19 protein-coding genes are annotated in these 17178 nt (G+C 37.1%); 5 read left to right on the forward strand and 14 right to left on the reverse strand.

Features of this window, described 5'->3' with window-relative positions:
- The first annotated feature begins 43 nt into the window (after positions 1-43).
- On the forward strand, positions 44-1123 hold the full coding sequence (locus NZD88_RS07120; RefSeq protein ID WP_259828436.1) for a glycosyltransferase family 4 protein: 1080 nt from the start codon (positions 44-46) through the stop codon (positions 1121-1123).
- Here NZD88_RS07120 and NZD88_RS07125 read toward each other — a convergent pair.
- The 9 genes from NZD88_RS07125 to pdxA all read right to left on the reverse strand — a co-directional run bounded on the left by NZD88_RS07125 (position 1120) and on the right by pdxA (position 9403).
- A complete protein-coding gene (locus tag NZD88_RS07125) occupies positions 1120-1863 on the reverse strand; it encodes a polysaccharide deacetylase family protein (RefSeq protein ID WP_259828437.1) in 744 nt (247 codons plus the stop codon). The genes NZD88_RS07120 and NZD88_RS07125 overlap by 4 nt on opposite strands.
- A gap of 407 nt (positions 1864-2270) precedes the next feature.
- Positions 2271-3026, reverse strand: coding sequence for a glycosyltransferase family 2 protein (locus tag NZD88_RS07130; RefSeq protein WP_259828438.1), 756 nt, complete (start codon positions 3024-3026; stop codon positions 2271-2273).
- On the reverse strand, positions 3026-4273 hold the full coding sequence (rocD, locus tag NZD88_RS07135; RefSeq protein ID WP_259828439.1) for an ornithine--oxo-acid transaminase: 1248 nt from the start codon (positions 4271-4273) through the stop codon (positions 3026-3028). The genes NZD88_RS07130 and rocD overlap by 1 nt, the downstream gene beginning before the upstream one ends.
- 359 nt (positions 4274-4632) lie before the next feature.
- The gene (gene tssD / locus NZD88_RS07140; RefSeq protein ID WP_259828440.1) at positions 4633-5037 is read right to left on the reverse strand and encodes a type VI secretion system tube protein TssD; all 405 of its coding nucleotides are present in this window, start codon (positions 5035-5037) and stop codon (positions 4633-4635) included.
- A gap of 328 nt (positions 5038-5365) precedes the next feature.
- Positions 5366-6721, reverse strand: coding sequence for an acetyl-CoA carboxylase biotin carboxylase subunit (gene accC, locus NZD88_RS07145; protein ID WP_076508879.1), 1356 nt, complete (start codon positions 6719-6721; stop codon positions 5366-5368).
- Positions 6722-6814: 93 nt separating this feature from the next.
- Entirely contained in the window at positions 6815-7294 is a 480-nt protein-coding gene (accB, locus tag NZD88_RS07150; protein WP_259828441.1) for an acetyl-CoA carboxylase biotin carboxyl carrier protein, read from the reverse strand.
- A gap of 126 nt (positions 7295-7420) precedes the next feature.
- Complete coding sequence (rpmF, locus tag NZD88_RS07155; RefSeq protein ID WP_007843326.1) at positions 7421-7624, reverse strand: 50S ribosomal protein L32; 204 nt, start codon at positions 7622-7624, stop codon at positions 7421-7423.
- A 66-nt stretch (positions 7625-7690) separates the two neighbouring features.
- The gene (locus NZD88_RS07160) at positions 7691-8227 is read right to left on the reverse strand and encodes a YceD family protein (protein ID WP_259828442.1); all 537 of its coding nucleotides are present in this window, start codon (positions 8225-8227) and stop codon (positions 7691-7693) included.
- A gap of 84 nt (positions 8228-8311) precedes the next feature.
- Positions 8312-9403: a 4-hydroxythreonine-4-phosphate dehydrogenase PdxA gene (gene pdxA / locus NZD88_RS07165; RefSeq protein WP_259828443.1), complete on the reverse strand. Its 1092-nt coding sequence runs from the start codon at positions 9401-9403 to the stop codon at positions 8312-8314.
- A gap of 48 nt (positions 9404-9451) precedes the next feature.
- On the opposite strand from pdxA, the gene NZD88_RS07170 reads away from it, so the two are divergent.
- Genes NZD88_RS07170 through NZD88_RS07180 form a run of 3 tightly spaced genes read left to right on the forward strand, consistent with a single transcriptional unit; the run spans position 9452 to position 12187 of the window.
- Positions 9452-10036 (forward strand): riboflavin synthase, encoded by a 585-nt coding sequence (locus tag NZD88_RS07170; RefSeq protein ID WP_169232992.1) that lies wholly within the window; start codon positions 9452-9454, stop codon positions 10034-10036.
- Between the two features lies 1 nt (position 10037).
- The gene (locus NZD88_RS07175; RefSeq protein WP_169232991.1) at positions 10038-11492 is read left to right on the forward strand and encodes a sensor histidine kinase; all 1455 of its coding nucleotides are present in this window, start codon (positions 10038-10040) and stop codon (positions 11490-11492) included.
- A complete protein-coding gene (locus NZD88_RS07180) occupies positions 11492-12187 on the forward strand; it encodes a tRNA1(Val) (adenine(37)-N6)-methyltransferase (RefSeq protein ID WP_259828444.1) in 696 nt (231 codons plus the stop codon). Before NZD88_RS07175 ends, NZD88_RS07180 begins: the two co-directional genes overlap by 1 nt.
- Before the next feature lie 87 nt (positions 12188-12274).
- Here NZD88_RS07180 and NZD88_RS07185 read toward each other — a convergent pair whose 3' ends face one another.
- Together NZD88_RS07185 and rpmH are read right to left on the reverse strand one after the other, a co-directional pair.
- Complete coding sequence (locus NZD88_RS07185; RefSeq protein ID WP_034746623.1) at positions 12275-12985, reverse strand: cell division ATP-binding protein FtsE; 711 nt, start codon at positions 12983-12985, stop codon at positions 12275-12277.
- Positions 12986-13140: 155 nt separating this feature from the next.
- A complete protein-coding gene (gene rpmH / locus NZD88_RS07190) occupies positions 13141-13299 on the reverse strand; it encodes a 50S ribosomal protein L34 (protein ID WP_034701860.1) in 159 nt (52 codons plus the stop codon).
- Positions 13300-13533: 234 nt separating this feature from the next.
- On the opposite strand from rpmH, the gene NZD88_RS07195 reads away from it, so the two are divergent.
- Entirely contained in the window at positions 13534-14538 is a 1005-nt protein-coding gene (locus tag NZD88_RS07195; protein WP_259828445.1) for a DHH family phosphoesterase, read from the forward strand.
- Between the two features lie 84 nt (positions 14539-14622).
- Here the strand turns inward: NZD88_RS07195 and NZD88_RS07200 are convergent, their stop codons facing one another.
- From NZD88_RS07200 to NZD88_RS07210, 3 genes are all read right to left on the reverse strand, one after another.
- The gene (locus NZD88_RS07200; protein ID WP_259828446.1) at positions 14623-15432 is read right to left on the reverse strand and encodes a patatin-like phospholipase family protein; all 810 of its coding nucleotides are present in this window, start codon (positions 15430-15432) and stop codon (positions 14623-14625) included.
- A gap of 70 nt (positions 15433-15502) precedes the next feature.
- Positions 15503-16285 (reverse strand): alpha/beta fold hydrolase, encoded by a 783-nt coding sequence (locus tag NZD88_RS07205; protein WP_259828447.1) that lies wholly within the window; start codon positions 16283-16285, stop codon positions 15503-15505.
- Positions 16286-16398: 113 nt separating this feature from the next.
- Positions 16399-16923, reverse strand: coding sequence for a biopolymer transporter ExbD (locus NZD88_RS07210; RefSeq protein ID WP_259828448.1), 525 nt, complete (start codon positions 16921-16923; stop codon positions 16399-16401).
- Positions 16924-17178 lie beyond the last annotated feature (255 nt).

Consider the following 17178-nt stretch of genomic DNA (forward strand, 5'->3'; position numbering starts at 1 on the left):
TTTCATATTTAAATTTATATTTTTGATGCAAAGCCTTGCTATAATGAGACAGAAAATTTTAATTGATGCCGAAAGATTGAAGTATCCGAAGTCGGGAATTGCTAACGTATGTGTTTCATTAATAAAGGGTCTGGACGAGAAAACGTCTGATTTTGAATATACTTTTTACGGACCAAAAAAAAATATTCCACAGACGAAAAAAAACTTTAATATTATCGACTGGAAGTTCTGGCAAAAGAAATTTTCTATCAATACCCAATCTTTTTCCCTGATCCATACCGCTCACCAACTTTCTAAATATTTTCATACGGTAAAAAAAGGGCAGAAAAAAGTAGTGACACTCCACGATCTCAATTTTCTCCACGATGGAAGCTCTGAACAAAAAATTAAAAAAGCTATAAAAATTGTTCAGAAAAATATAGGGAATGCAGATGCTGTGGTCTGTATTTCTGAATTTGTGAAAAATGATTTTCTTAAAAACAGAAACCTTTTTACTTTAAAAAATAATGTCAGCGTAGAAGTGATCTACAACGGACTGATTTTTCCTGAAACTCCAGAATTCAAGTCTGAGTGTACTTATAGTTTCATGGGTAAAAAATACATTTTAAATATTGGAGTCCTTTTTCCTAAAAAGAACCAGGAAGTCCTGCTGGACCTTATTTCACAGAATGACAGGGATTTGGTGCTCGTAACTTCTTCCGCGAAATCTGCTTATAAAGAGAAGTTTCTGGAGAAAATAAAGACATTAGGATTAGAAAGTAGAGTCCATATCCTGGAAAATATAGATAATAATGAGAAGTATTTTCTGCTGCAGCACTGTGAATCATATTGCCACCCATCATTGGCCGAAGGTTTTGGAATTCCACCTGTAGAAGCAATGTATTATGGAAAGCCTGTCTTTTTAAGTAAATTGACGAGTCTTCCTGAAATTGGTGGAGAACTGGCTTTTTATTTTGAGGATTTCTCGGGAGAGCATATGCAACATGTGTATGCATCCGGAATGCAGGCTTACGGAGCTAAAACAGAGGAATACGCTTCACAATTAAAAGAAAGAGCATTGAAGTTTGGGTATCGGGAAATGGCTGATGCTTACGAAAAACTTTACGGTGAGCTGCTGAATTAAAGCTTAATCTTTCCGAGCCTTAGTTTCCACTTAAACACACTGAAACTGTCGCCCCCTTTAATATCAATTCTTTTGATCTCAAATTTATTCTTCCAGGGATAATAGGCAATATTATTACCGATACGTACCGCAGAAGTAATTCCGGCTTTTTCAAGCATGGTAAAAAAATTCTTTTTCTGTTCTCCTTTTTTGGGAAACTTGCCGTAAGGGTAGGCGAGGACCTTTGTAAACCGGATTTTTTTTTCCTCAAGGTTACGGATGTTTTCCTGAAGGTCATCCGCCGCTTCCTGTAGAGAAATCTGTGAATAGTTCTTGTGGGAATGACTGTGTAAGGCAATTTCAACATATTCAGGATTAAGAGATCTAATCTCTTCAAACGTCATCATATCACGGTTTTTATCTGTCTCATTATTCTGAATAAGCCCGGTTGGGATGAAAATCGTAGATTTTAACTGGTATTTTTCCAGTAACGGAACCAGGTATTGAAGATTGTTGAGATAGCCGTCATCAAAAGTCAGGATGAGTTTAGCCTTCAGATGGCTACTGGTACTCAGTTCATTAAAAAATAAAGTGTTATAATGATTTTTAATGTATTGGAATTGTTTTTCAAGATCTTCTGCCGATACGGTAAGAAAATCTTTACCGGAGATTTCTTTCTCCGGAAGAACTTTATGATACATGAGGATACGGACACTTTCTGTACTTGAAAATCCAAGAGTCCTTTTAACAAATCTGAGCATGGTTATATGAATTTTGAGATCGTAATTTTCATGAAATTTGTTCCTGGAAAAAAACTTAGGTCCCTGTAATTCTACTGTTTTATTGATGAACTAATCTATTGCCTGGTTTATAGAGTATGAGTCTACATAAACAGACATCCGTTACAATACTCAAAATTAATTAAATAATGAATGCGGTAGCTTAAAAATACATTAAAATACGTTTGAGATACTGAACAATTGAACACAAAGCTAATAAAGAGGGGCTAAATAGGGGCTTTAAAAGGACAAACTGGAGCTATCCGACTATATATAGCCGATTGTTTAGTTAAAGGAGGCAATGTGTCTGTTAGGGGATAAAAAACAAACAGCCGGTTGCTGTAAAAAGAATGGCAGTCCGGCTGTTTTTTATTTCTGTCCAAAGGATATTATTTGAATTTGAGAATTTCGTTGATCTTTATATATTTCAGGAAAGTGTAAAATGCACCCGTGATAGAAATATAAAATCCTGCAACACCATCCAGAAAACCAAACTTGAAAAAATATGTCTTCATAAAATCATAAAAAGGAGAAAATATAACCTTAAAAAGAGATACTGATTTTCCATTGGAAACCTTTTTTTCGGCCATCAGCTGGGTGTAGTTGTTGATCTTTTCAATATGGTGGGCAATACTTTTGTAAGTGTAATGGTTGATGTTTCCAGGCAGTTTCCCTTTTCTGTCCTGTGTAATAAAGCATTCATGTACCAGATCATCAGTATATTTCCCATGACCTTTTTTGAAGAATCTTTCTCTCCATACATTGCCCCAACCTCCGTATTTAATGGTTTTCTTCAGCAAAATATTGTTGAAGTGGATCTCATATACGTTATAGGGCGGATTGGAATTTTTTAAAATTTCTTTAATAGCATGTACAGCTGTTTCATCCGGAACTTCGTCAGAATCAAGGAACAAGATCCATTCTCCCGAAGCTTCAGACAGGGTATAGTTTTTCTGACAGCCGAAGCCGAGAAATTTTTTTCTGATAAATTTTACTTTCGGAAACCCGGTACAGATCTCCTCCGTTTTGTCTGTGGAAAAAGAATCAACGACAATAATCTCATCAGCTATTTCGTAAATGCTATTGATACTTTTCTCTATGATTCTTTCTCCATTTAGAACAATATAACAGACTGATAACTTCATTAACGAAATTCTGTAATAGTTTTTTCAATAATTTTGACACAGTCTAATAACTGCTCTTCTGTAATAACCAAAGGCGGAGCCAATCTGATGATATTTCCGTGGGTTGGTTTTGCCAGAAGTCCGTTTTCTTTCAGCTGAAGACATAAGTTCCATGCTGTAGAACTGTCCGGAGTGTCGTTGATCAAAATAGCATTTAAAAGACCTTTTCCTCTTACTTTGGTAATAAGGCTGTTCTTTTCGATAATCTTTTCGATCTCAGATCTGAAAAGCTGGCCTAACTGTTCAGCTCTTTCTGAAAGTTTTTCATCAGCAACCACATCCAATGCGGCTATTGCTACTGCGCATGCAATAGGATTTCCTCCGAATGTAGAACCGTGTTGTCCCGGCTTGATTACACTCATGATATTGTCATTGGCCAATACGGCTGATACAGGATACATTCCTCCGGAAAGGGCTTTTCCTAAGATCAGAATATCCGGCTGTACATTTTCGTGGTGACATGCGATGAGTTGTCCTGTTCTTGCAATACCCGTCTGAACTTCGTCAGCAATGAAAAGGACGTTATGTTTTTTACACAGCTCAGAAGCGGTTTTCAGGAAACCTTCGTCCGGAACATAAACACCGGCTTCACCCTGAATAGGCTCCACTAAAAATGCCGCGATATTTCCTGCTTCTCTGTTGAGTACTTCTTCCAGTGCTGCAGTATCATTGTAAGGAATTTTGATGAATCCAGGTGTGAAAGGACCATAGTTCAGGTTGGCATCAGGATCATTAGAGAAAGAAACTATCGTTGTTGTTCTTCCGTGAAAATTATTTTCACAAACGATGATCTTAGCTGCATTTTCTGAAACTCCTTTTACTTCATAGCTCCATTTTCTGGCTAACTTTACGGCAGTTTCTACGGCTTCAGCTCCGGAGTTCATTGGAAGAACCTTATCGAATCCGAAAAGAGTAGTGATTTTTTGCTCGTATTCGCCAAGATTTGAATTGTAGAATGCTCTTGAAGTCAGGGCTAGTTTTTGCGCCTGATGTACTAATGCTGCTACAATTTTAGGGTGAGAATGTCCTTGGTTCACAGCAGAATATGCTGAAAGAAAATCATAATATTTCTTGCCTTCTACATCCCATACAAAAACGCCTTCCCCTCGGTCAAGAACCACTGGAAGTGGGTGATAGTTGTGCGCTCCATGTTTGTCTTCAAGGTCAATAAAATACTGTGAGTTTTTTGCTGTTGCTGCTGTTGACATATGTTCTGGTTTTCTACAAATTTAAGCATTATTAATGAGATGCATGAACAAAAACGTAATACGGTACACGACAGTAATTAAAGTGTATTTTAGGGTTGGATTACGATGTTTTAGAAAATATTTCTTTTACAAATCACGCAATGCAGGTTTTATATCTTTGAAGAATGGAATTTTTTTTCTTTGGATTTTGAAGAAAAAAAGCAGAATCATTTTAGGATTATGTTTTATGTTAATCAATTCTGCAGTATTTGTAACTTTTTTATATAAATTGAGAGTACCGCAAAAAAAACAGAATAGTATTCCTCTTGTTGGGTGTACTATTCTGTCTGTTATTTTTATCTGATGTAGAATTACACTCTTTAAGATGGCCACTCTCCTCTATAAGAAGCAGTTCCAAGATCAATTTGTTCTGCACTGATAACGAAAGTAATATACATACTGTTGTCGTCTACTGCATCGAAATCCAATTCATGCTGGATCACATATCCGTTCTCCCATTTCAAGGTCGTCATTGTTCCTTCTTCGTGAGACTTGTTGAATGTTACCTCTCCCGTTGTAGGTTTATATTTTCCGTTAAGAAGACTTTCCAGGATGTCTGATTTTTCAGTAGCTTCTACTGTGATTTTGACTAATGCATTGGAAGGGTCTGAGGCTACTCTTCCGGATACGTCTGTAGAGCGGGATACCGTGTAGTTAAGTTTTAATAACTTTTGTCCTTCACCGCCATTGAATTTTAAAATTCCTCTTGAATTTCTTTCTGCCATGATAGTAAATTTTAATTGTTAATTATGTGTTTTGTTATCTTATGTTACCAAAAATAAAAGTAATTATAGTGTCAAAAAAAAAATTTTAAAGAAATTTTAAAAAGTGTCGTAATTCTGCGACTAACAATTGTTAGGGATTTTTGTTTGTTGTTAATCAGTCGTTTGTAGAATCTGTAGTAACTGCTTGGTAGCTTCCGATTGATGGGGAGGTGGAAGGAGGATAAGAAAAAGAGTTCCAGTAGTTCTTGAATAAAATATGGATATTAAAGGCATAGAAATAAAAAAACTGCCCCGAAAGAGGCAGTTTGAAATTTATATATCAATAATCTTAGTGATTATCATACTTTCTATCCATTACAAAATCTTCCATGAATTTTGTTGTATAGTTTCCTGCTAAATAATCTTCATTATCCATCAGCTGTCTGTGGAAAGGAATGGTAGTTTTCACCCCTTCAATATAGAACTCTTCCAACGCACGTCTCATTTTAGCTATAGCTTCCTCACGGGTTTGAGCCGTTGTGATAAGCTTAGCGATCATTGAGTCATAGTTAGAAGGAATTGTATAGCCTGAATACACGTGAGTATCTACTCTGATTCCGTGTCCGCCAGGAATATTTAATCCTGTGATTTTTCCTGGAGACGGTCTGAAGTCTGCATAAGGATCCTCAGCGTTGATTCTACACTCGATGGAGTGTAGTTTCGGGTAATAGTTGATTCCTGAAATAGGAGTTCCTGCTGCAAGAAGAATCTGCTCTCTGATCAGGTCATAATCAATAACCTGCTCAGTGATAGGGTGCTCTACCTGGATTCTTGTATTCATTTCCATGAAATAGAAATTTCTATGTTTGTCTACAAGGAATTCAATAGTACCTACTCCTTCATATCCAATGAATTCTGCAGCTTTTACAGCGGCTTCACCCATTTTCTCACGAAGTTCGTCAGTCATGAACGGAGAAGGAGTTTCTTCGGTCAGTTTCTGGTTTCTTCTCTGTACAGAACAGTCTCTTTCAGAAAGGTGACATGCTTTTCCGTACTGATCACCAGCAACCTGGATTTCGATATGTCTAGGCTCTTCAATCAGTTTTTCCATGTACATTCCTCCGTTTCCGAAGGCAGCCACAGCTTCCTGAATAGCAGACTCCCAGTGATCTTTAAGGTCTTCGGCTTTCCATACCGCTCTCATCCCTTTTCCACCACCACCTGCAGTAGCCTTGATCATGACAGGATATCCTGTTTCTGCAGCCACTTTTACAGCATGCTCGTAGGATTCAATCAATCCGTCAGAACCAGGTACACATGGTACACCTGCAGCTTTCATGGTTGCTTTAGCGTTTGCTTTATCTCCCATTTTTTCGATCTGCTCAGGAGAAGCACCAATAAACTTGATGTTGTTTTTCTGACAGATTCTGGAGAAGTTGGCATTTTCAGACAGGAATCCATAACCTGGGTGTATAGCATCAGCATTGGTAATTTCTGCCGCCGCAATAATGTTAGGGATTTTAAGGTATGAGTCTTTGCTCATAGGAGGACCTATACAAACTGCTTCATCAGCAAATCTTACGTGAAGACTATCTTTGTCTGCAGTAGAATATACCGCAACGGTTTTGATCCCCATTTCTTTGCATGTACGTAAAATACGCATTGCAATTTCGCCACGATTGGCTATTAATATTTTTTTGAACATCTCTCCGAAATTTTAAATTATAAATTTTGAATTTTAAATTATTTTAAATGAAAAGGATTCATCTAAAATTTATAATCTTTCATCTAAAATTCCTTAAGATGGATCTACTAAGAATAAAGGCTGATCGTATTCTACCGGAGTAGCATCATCTACCAAGATCTTCACGATTTTTCCGCTGATCTCAGAATCGATCTGGTTGAATAACTTCATTGCTTCGATTACACAAACTACTTTTCCTACAGAAACCTCGTCGCCTACGTTTACGAATACATCTTTATCCGGAGATGGCTTTCTGTAGAAAGTACCAATCATTGGAGACTTGATCGTAACATATTTGCTGTCATCAGATACGGGTTCAGCTTTTTCAGCAGGAGCCGCCGGAGCCGCTACATGAGCTGGAGCTGCTGCAGCCTGAGGAGCTGTATGGTAAACTGCTGGTTGTGCATAAACCGCATCGCTACCGGCTAATGGAGTTTTAATAGTGATTTCGAAATCTTTAGTTTTGTATTTTACTTCTGAAACTTCAGCCTTAGATACAAACTTGATAAGATTTTGTATGTCTTTAATGTCCATAAATTTGATATTTGATTTTGTCCCAAAGATACCAAAAAAACATAAAAAACAACAAAAAACCGCCCGATTTTATCAAAATTGGGCGGTTTTTGTATTAAAATGAGGCTTTTCAGTGAAAAGCGACTCTTAGTTTTCTTCTGTAGTTGCTACTTCTTTTTCCAATACTACTTTACCTCTGTAGTAAAGTTTTCCTTCATGCCAGTGAGCTCTGTGGTAAAGGTGAAGTTCACCAGTTGTTGCATCTTTCGCTAATTGAGGAACTACTGCTTTATAATGAGTTCTTCTCTTATCTCTTCTTGTGGACGACTGTCTTCTCTTAGGATGTGCCATTTTGAATAACTTTTTTAATTGATGAGCGATGAGATTCATCATCTCATCATATTTAAATTATTTTATTTAATTATTGTCTTTTAACTTTCTCAGAGCTTCCCATCTCGGGTCGCTTTCATGTTTCTCTTCTTCCTCTGCAGGTTCTTCAATATCTTTTGGACTGAACCTGTTTAGAATCTCAAGATCTTCATCGCTTACATTCGGTGAAATTTTTTTCATCGGTATAGAAAGCTGTACATTTTCATAGATCAGTTGTGCCACATTGAATGCATGATCTGAGGCTGGAATAGTAATGACATCTTCATTGCTGTCGTCATATTCTTCACCAAAATGTACCAAAATTCCAATCTCGTTTTCAATAGGATGCTCGAATTCATCATTCGTGAGATCACAAATGAGTTCTACTGTCCCGTCTACTTTGATCTCAAATTCTAAAAAGGTAGTATGCTTTTCAAGAAAAACATCGGCTACTATTTTAGGATTTGTAAATTCCTGTTCAGTGTCAAATAATTGAAAGAACGTATTATCTATCTCAAATTTGAACACGTGCTTTCCGTTTTTGAGTCCGGAAAAGCTTACGTCATAGTTTCTTAACTTGTCCATAAAATGAGTGTGCAAAAATATGCAATTTTTTTATAATAACAAATAAAATCCATAACAAATTAATTTAAAATTTGTTTTAACGAATTATGCCTCGTTTTCATCCGGCAGATCCTCATCTACTCCGTTATCAACAGATACTTTTCTCGGTTGCATACGGTTGGTCATCAGATCGTTATATTCACTTCTGTTCTTGAAGATTTTAATAGCAGTGAAGATGGCTTCTGTAAAACTCTGTTCATCGGCAATGTTTTTCCCAGCAATATCATAGGCAACACCGTGGTCCGGCGAGGTTCTGATAAAGGGAAGTCCGGCTGTATAATTCACGCCTTCTTCATAAGCTAATGTTTTGAATGGAGCCAGCCCCTGGTCGTGATACATAGCTAAAACAGCATCGAAATTTTTATATTTATTTGGCTGGAAGAAACTGTCTGCAGGATAAGGCCCGAAAGCCAGTGTTCCATTATCTGAAAGTTCTTTAATGGCCGGTTCAATGATCTCAATTTCTTCTTTTCCAATCACACCGCCATCTCCTGCATGTGGGTTCAATCCCAATACGGCAATTTTAGGTTTCGAAATGCAGAAATCTTCAATCAATGTCTGATTCAGGGCTCTGATCTGTTTTTTTATTTTTTCTTTGGAAATATTTTCTGCAACACTGGCAATCGGGATGTGGTGGGTAGAAACGGCTACTTTCAGATCTTCAGTAACTAAAAACATCAGTCCTTTTTTACTGAATTTTTCTTCAAAATATCCTGTGTGTCCGGCATGTTTAAAGCCCATTTTCATCATTTCATCTTTATTGATGGGCGCTGTAACCAGAACGTCAATGTCCCCTTTCATTAAAGCTTCAGTGGCCAGTTCAAGGGAATCAATCGCCATTTGGGTAGATTCTTCTGTTGGGGTTCCTAATTCTACGTTCACATTGTCCTTGGTCAGGTTCACCATATTAAGTTTTCCTGGCTGTGCCAGAGAAGCTTCGTTCACGTAGTTGAAATTAAGATTCAGCTTGAAAATATTTTTCTGGAAGGTAAATAACTTTCCCGAGCCAAAAATCACCGGAGTGAAAAAGTCCGTAATGGTTTTGTCTTTCAGAGACTTCATGATGATCTCCGGGCCAATGCCGTTAAAATCACCGATTGAAATTCCTACTCGTACTTTATGGTTTTTTGGGCTCATTTTGATTATCTTTGAAGATTATAATTTACAAATTTAGCAAAAAATAATATGTTCACAGGAATTATTGAAGCAGTTGGTGTTATTGAAAAGATTGAAGAAAAAGGAAGCAACATAGATTTCACCTTAACATGTCCTTTTACCAGCGAATTAAAAATAGACCAGAGCCTGGCTCATAACGGATGTTGCCTGACGGTTGTTGAGATTAAAAACAATCAATATGTAGTAACGGCAATCAACGAAACATTAGAAAAGACCAATCTTGGAAAATGGGATGTTGGTACAGTCGTCAACCTTGAACGATGTATGAAAATGGATGGAAGGTTAGATGGGCATATTGTGCAGGGACACGTTGACAAGACCGGGGAAGTAGCTGGTATAGAAAATAAAGACGGAAGTTACTTTATTACAGTTAAGTATGAAGACGACGGTAATTTCGTAACTGTTCCACAAGGATCCATTACGGTGAACGGAATTAGTCTTACTGTAGCAAAAAGTGAAGACACCCAGTTTTCCGTGGCTATTATTCCGTATACCTGGGAATTTACCAATATGCAGCATCTGAAAATCGGAGATAAAGTAAATTTAGAATTTGACATCATTGGTAAGTATATTGCTAGGTTAATTAAAAAGTAGGATGCCAATAAGTAAATACAAAGGATACAGCTTAAGGAACCGCGTGTTTTTCGGATTCCTACTCGTATGTTTTTTAAGTGTTGTTGCCACATCGCTGGTTCCCTATTTTGTTTTAAGGAATAATTCTCTGCAGCAGAGTAATATTGATATGCAGGAGAAGACCAATGCTGTGATGAGATATCTCGATTATGCGGTTAGCCGAACTCTTGTAGAAACAGAGGATCTGCCAAACGTATTGGGAAATAAGATCTTTGAAATAGCAGATATCAACCAGCATGATATTGTGATCTATGATCTGAAAGGAAGCTACCTTCTTTCCAATAAAGATGAAAGTTTGATCGATCAGAAAACAATTCCTATCAATATTGTTAATAAAATTCTGGCCACTGATTCCAGAGTTGATATCAGAGGATACGACAAGACCAAAGATGCAGGACGTACTTCATCTTATCTGCTTTTGAAAAACAATGAGCTTGAACCTATAGGAATTGTATATATTCCTTTGTATCACAATGAATCCGCCTATCTGGATGTTCTTCACCAGTATATCAAGTATATTCTTTTGGTAGATATTTTTCTTATTCTGTTTAGTATCTGGATAAGCTGGGTGACTTCTAACAGCCTTGCGAAAAATATTACTAAATTTTCTGATATGATCACCCGTATTACATTATTTGAAAATGAGATGCGTCCCATCAGATATTATAAAAATGATGAGCTTAATGCCTTGGCTAGAGCTTATAACAGAATGATCCTACAGATTCAGGACCAGAAAGAAAGACTAAGATTCAAAGCATCTGAAGAAGCCTGGAGGGAAATGGCAAAGCAGGTTGCCCACGAGGTGAAGAATCCGCTTACCCCAATGAAGCTTACCATTCAGAATTTTGAAAGAAAATTTGATCCTGAAGATCCGAATATCAGAGAAAGAGTAAAGCAGATGAGCAAAACGATGGTAGACCAGATCGACCTGATTGCTACTGTTGCTTCGGCTTTCTCGGAATTTGCAAAACTTCCGGAAAAAAATAATGAGGTCATTAATCTTAATACCGAAGTTGAAGATATTCTGCGTGTTTTCAATGACGACAGCATTTTTATGCATTCCAATAAAGGGAACATTATGATCAATATGGACCGGATTTATCTGTCCAGGATCATTACCAACCTTGTAACCAATGCAAAACAGGCGCAAAGTGATGAGCGCAAACTGATCATCAATGTAGATGTGGAACAGCATCAGAGAAGGGTGATGATTTCTGTACAGGATAATGGAATCGGGATTCCGGAAAATATGTACGAAAGAATATTTGAGCCTAATTTTACCTCTAAAAACAGTGGAATGGGACTTGGTCTTTCTATGGTCAGAAAAATGATAGAGGATTACAAAGGTGAGATTGCTGTGAAATCAGAAGTAGGGAAGGGGTCTACATTTACTATTACACTGCCTACCAATTTATAGTGAAGCCTTTTAGATTTAAACATTTTGAAATTCAGCAGTCAAAAGACGTCTTCCGTGTAGGGACGGATGGTGTATTGCTTGGTGTTTTAGCCAATGTGGTCAATGCTTCGCGAGTTTTGGAAGTAGGAACAGGAACTGGCTTGATCTCATTAATGCTTGCTCAAAGAAATACCCGGGCATTTTTTCTGGGTCTTGATATCAATGAAGAGGCAGCTTTGCTTACCCAAAGAAATTTTGAACATTCACCTTTTCATGTACGGCTGAAAAATATTCATCAGGATCTTAAAACTTTTGAAACAAAGACGAAATTTGATCTTATCGTTTCAAATCCTCCTTATTTTGAAGAGTCTGCTTCAGACAAAGACAAAATTGCACGTCAAACCGTGGAACTGAACTTTCAGCAACTTATTGAGTCTTCTGTAAAACTATTGTCGGATGATGGTGTTTTGTCGGTTATTATTCCTGCTGAGGCTGGAGATGTTTTTATTCAAACGGCTTTAGAAAATAGCTTATTTCTGATGCGGAGAGTTTATATTAAAGGAACTGAAAATTCAAAAACGAAAAGAGTAGTTCTTGAATTTTCATCAACAGAAATACCGGTTGAAGAATCTGATTTTGTTATAGAAAAAAGTCCGAGACAATACTCGGACCCATATCTTGAACTCACAAAGGAGTTTCATGTCTTTAAAAAATAGAGGTTAGAAGCTAGAGATTAGAAGTTAGTTAGTGACTGTTCAGTTTGTCTGAACGCCTTAATTCTTCAATCTTTTACTTCTTTGGTCTTATTCGAATAACTCTGCAGTATCCAGTACCGAAACCTTTCCGTCCTCACATCTGATCGCTTCTCCAGGGAAGTTCTGGATCATGTGGTAGTCATGCGTTGCCATTACTACAGCGGCTCCATTTTCAAGGGCTACCTGCTTTAGAAGGGTCATGATCTCATTGGATGTTTCTGGGTCAAGGTTTCCTGTGGGCTCATCGGCTAAGATAAGGTCTGGGTGGTTGAGTAAAGCTCTGGCAATAGCGACACGCTGCTGCTCTCCTCCGGAAAGTTCATGCGGCATCTTGTGCTTTTTACTTTTCATGTTTACGCTTCCCAACACTTCGTTGATGCGGTCCTCCATTTTTACTTTATCGTTCCAGCCTGTTGCTTCAAGAACAAATTTCAGGTTTTTCTCAACGGTTCTGTCAGAGAGAAGTTGAAAATCCTGAAATACGATTCCTAATTTTCTTCTCAGGTTAGGAATGTCTGAAGGTCTCAGTTTAGCCAGTTCAAAACCTACTACAGCTCCGTGTCCTGATGCTAAAGGGATGTGTCCGTAAAGCGTTTTCAGAAGTGAGCTTTTTCCGGAACCTGTCTTTCCGATAAGGTAGCAGAATCTGCCTTTTTTGATGTTAAGATTAACGTCAGAAAGAACAGTGAAGTTTTTTTGCGCAATTTTTGCGTGCTGTAAGCTTATAATATTATCTCCGGAGATATTTGTATGCGGCATAATTCAATTTTATCGTACTATTTCTAAAATATTTTTTCAGATCTTAAAAATAGAAAAAAGAAGCTTAAAAAACCTAAACTTTAGGAAATTTTAACAACAAAAAATGCCTGAAAAACTTCTTTTCAAGCATGATCTGTATATGATAATTCGAGATATTATCTCTTAGCGCGCGCAGCACTAACAGTTAAACTCTTTCTGCCTTTAGCTCTTCTTGCTGCCAAAACTCTTCTACCGTTTGGCGTAGACATTCTTTCTCTGAAACCGTGTTTGTTTCTTTTTTTTCTTTCTGATGGCTGGAATGTTCTTTTACTCATTACTATATATTTAAATCGTAATTAATCTATTAATTTTCAGGTTGCAAAGATATAGAAATTTTTAAAAGTTACAAATGTTTAATAATCTTTTTTAGAAAATATTTGAAATATTTTTCATCCTAATCTATATAACCCGCAGGTGGAAATGAAATCCGGGTGCGGAAATTATATTGAAATGATTTATTTAAAAGCTCTATCTTTGAAAACTCAAATTTAAAGAAAAATAAACACACGATGTTTACACCAGCAGAACTTTTAGATATCAGTACACTACTTACGCCTGAAAACAAGATCGTTATCCTTACTCATTATAATCCGGACGGAGATGCTATAGGTTCCAGTCTGGGGCTGAAACATTATTTGAGAGCAAAGGGAATTCCTGCAGAAGTAATTGTACCGAATGATTTTCCGAAATTTCTGAAATGGATGCCTGAATCTAAAAAGGTGATCATCGGAGAGTATAAAAGAAAATATGCATTTGAGATGATCAGCAATGCAGATGTGATCTTCTGTCTTGATTTTAATGCTCCTTCAAGAATAGGAATATTAGGTGAATGGCTTACTAAAGCTAAGGCTAAGAAAATTCTTATTGACCATCACCAGCAGCCTGAAAAATTTGACTTTGTGTATTCTGATACCGTTATTCCGGCCACTTCACAGATGATTTATCATTTTATTGAAGCCATGGAGGATGAAAATCTGGTCAATCAGGATATTGCAGAATGCCTTTATACCGGGATTATGACAGATACAGGTGGTTTCCGTTTCCGTTCTACGAGTGCGACTACCCACCGTATTATCGCCAATCTGATAGAAAAAGGAGCTGATCCTTCCATCATCACGTCAAATACATGGGATACGAACACGGTTTCCCGTCTTCATCTTCTTGCTCTGGTATTAGGAAGAATAGAGGTGGTGAACGATGGCAAAGTAGCGGTACTTTCTCTTACAAGAAATGAGCTTAAAGAATATGGTTTTCAGAAAGGTGATACAGAAGGTTTTGTAAACTATGGATTGAGCATTGCAGGTGTAAAAATGGCTGCTTTCTTTATGGAAGATCTGTATGATGATTTTATTAAAATATCTTTCAGAAGTAAAGATGATGTGGACGTGAACCAGTTCTCAAGAAAATATTTCAGTGGGGGAGGTCATATCAATGCAGCAGGTGGGAAATCTGATGAGTCTCTGTCAGATACTATCGAAACCTTTAAAAAAAGAATAGAAGCGGAGGAAGTTTAACTGGTGAATAGGGAAATTGAAAAAAGGTTGCATTGAAATGTAAAGTTTAATGATTCCATCAATGCATTAAACCTACTCAATCCTTTATTCGCCTACAGTCATGCCCTTGGTATACCCTTTACTTTCAAGTTCTTCACAGGTGTATTCATAGACTTCCTGAAACATAATATCCAGGTTTTTCTTGCTGAATAAACTGAATTTCGTCATTTTAGGAGGATCTAAAAAAATATCACAGGATTTCGCTTTGGAATAAACCGATTTGGCGATCGCTAAATGGAGAATCCTGTCGAATTCTTTCATAAGACTCATGTTTTTGAGTTCATCATAGCTTATGGAATTGACATGGGAAGCAATTAAAAAATCACATTTATCAATAATAGGTTCTATGGGAAGGTTGTCCAGAACACCTCCGTCCACATATATTTTTTCGCCTATTCTTACAGGGGGCAGAATGAACGGAACGCTTGATGAAGCCAGAAGAGGCCCGAAAAGTTCTCCTTCTGAAAAGAAATCCACAATTCCATGGGTCATTTCTGTGGCGGTAACGTAAACAGGGATTTTCAGGATCTTAAAATCATTCTCAGGAAAATGATCCGTCAAGAGTTTTAAGATGAAATTTGGGCTGAAAAGGCCGTTCTTAGAGAGTTTCAGGTAAGATCTTGAAAAGAACGTAGTATATTTCACGATCTCCATCATCTCATCCGGTGATTTTCCGAAAGAATAGAAAGCTCCCACAATAGAACCGGCACTGGTTCCGGAAATAATATGAGGTTTCAGGTTGTATTCTTCCAGGGCTTTCAGTACTGCGATATGGGCAATTCCGCGCATTCCTCCACCGGAAAGCGTAAGGCCGATGACCGGCGGTTTCTTTTTTTTGAACGAAAATAAACCCATTGAGATAATTAATCTCTACTAATATACAAGAAATTTTAATAGGCACTGGCCAAGACCTGTCGTTGCTTTTTTACAGGATTAATTTTTTGGGTAGATTATGAAGAAGTTCCGTGTTGATAATTTCAGCACAAATGCCTGGTTTTTCCCAGTGCCCGTTGTGCCCGCAATCCAGGACATATGATTTTATATTGGTTCTGTCCGGAAGATGTTTGATGACCATCTCTGTTTTTACGGCATTATCATGTTTTCCGGCTAAAATTAAAATTTTAGCCTCAAGATTTTCCATGATGTGTTTTTTGTCAGTTCTTTCCACCATTCCTTTTACGGAGGCAAGCGCTCCCAGATTATTCGTAGAAAGGGCTGTAGCAAGAGCGGTTTCAATTTTTCCTTCCAGAATATCTCTTTCATTGGGATTAAACAGATTCGGAATTCCGGCCCTGGCATAATGGGAAAAGGCGTCTTTGATGATTCTGTAACTTTTAATTCGCTGTTGTTTTTTCTCTTCATCATCCGGGAAATAAGTTGAGAAAAATAAAGTCAGGCTTTTAAGAGTTTTCGGGTGTTTTTCTGCAAAGGCCAATGCAGTATACCCTCCCATAGAATGTCCTAGGAGATGTACTTTCTCCAGCTTCTCATGATCCAAGACTTTTTTTACTTCATCAGCCATAAGTTCCATAGTGTGCACTTCCGCTAAAACATCAGATTGTCCATGACCGGGAAGATCTATTTTCAACAGTGAAAAATCTTTAGAAAGATGAGGTTCCATATCGCTCCAGATGGAAAGATTTTCCATAAAGCCGTGGAGCAGCACTAAAGTTTCTTTTCCGTTTCCTTTTCTTTCAAAATTCAGCATGATCTTAATATTATAACAGTTAAAAATATTTCAGCAGGCAAAGTCAGATTCTGCAATCAGTTGTATCTTCAAATGTAAATAAAAAAAGAGCATTCTAAAAATGCTCTTGTATCTTATTTCGTCAATTCTGTGTAAACTTTCTTTTCCCAAGGCTTTATATCAGTAACGCCGTATCTTTCTTTTTTAGAGATTGCGATATTGTCTAAGATATCTACGAAATTCTTATAGTTGGCTTCATCGGTAGGTTTTACAATGACCGTAAAGTTTTCCGGTATCGGTGCGTTTTTGTAGGCTTCAGAAATGATTTTAGAGATTTTCACGCCGCTGAAATCAGTTTCTTTCAGGTTTCCTGCATTCAGATCTTGCTCGTTACTCTGGTGATAAAATACTCTGTTGTCTTTTCCTAAAATAAATGTGACCTGATTTTTATCTCTGATTACATTATCAGTAATAGGATAGGGATTAGGATCTTTTGCGGGAAGTCCAAGGTCCATCACGTTAGGTTTTGTAAAATTGGTGGTGAACATAAAGAAAGTGATCAATAAAAATCCCAGATCTACCATCGGAGTCATGTCTACACGGATTAATTTTTTCTTTTGTTTGCCTCCCTGTTTCTCTTGTGCAATTACTTCAGCCATAATTCATATTTTTAAATGTTAAACGGTATTTGATGAAATTTGAAAAACCTGTCGTGGTTTGATGGAAGCGATGCAAAGTTTATACCTAAATTTCTTAATTGTTATAAATTTCTAAAAATAATTTATGATTTAACATAAAAAAAACTAATGATGTTTTAATTTCATAAGGTTTTATGATAGTTTAAGTGTTTGTGTGTTTTTGATAAGATGATTGGGGAACTACTTGCTTTTGAATAAATTATATAAAAAAGCCTT

The sequence above is a fragment of the Chryseobacterium pyrolae genome (assembly GCF_025153485.1).
Taxonomy (GTDB): domain Bacteria; phylum Bacteroidota; class Bacteroidia; order Flavobacteriales; family Weeksellaceae; genus Chryseobacterium; species Chryseobacterium antibioticum.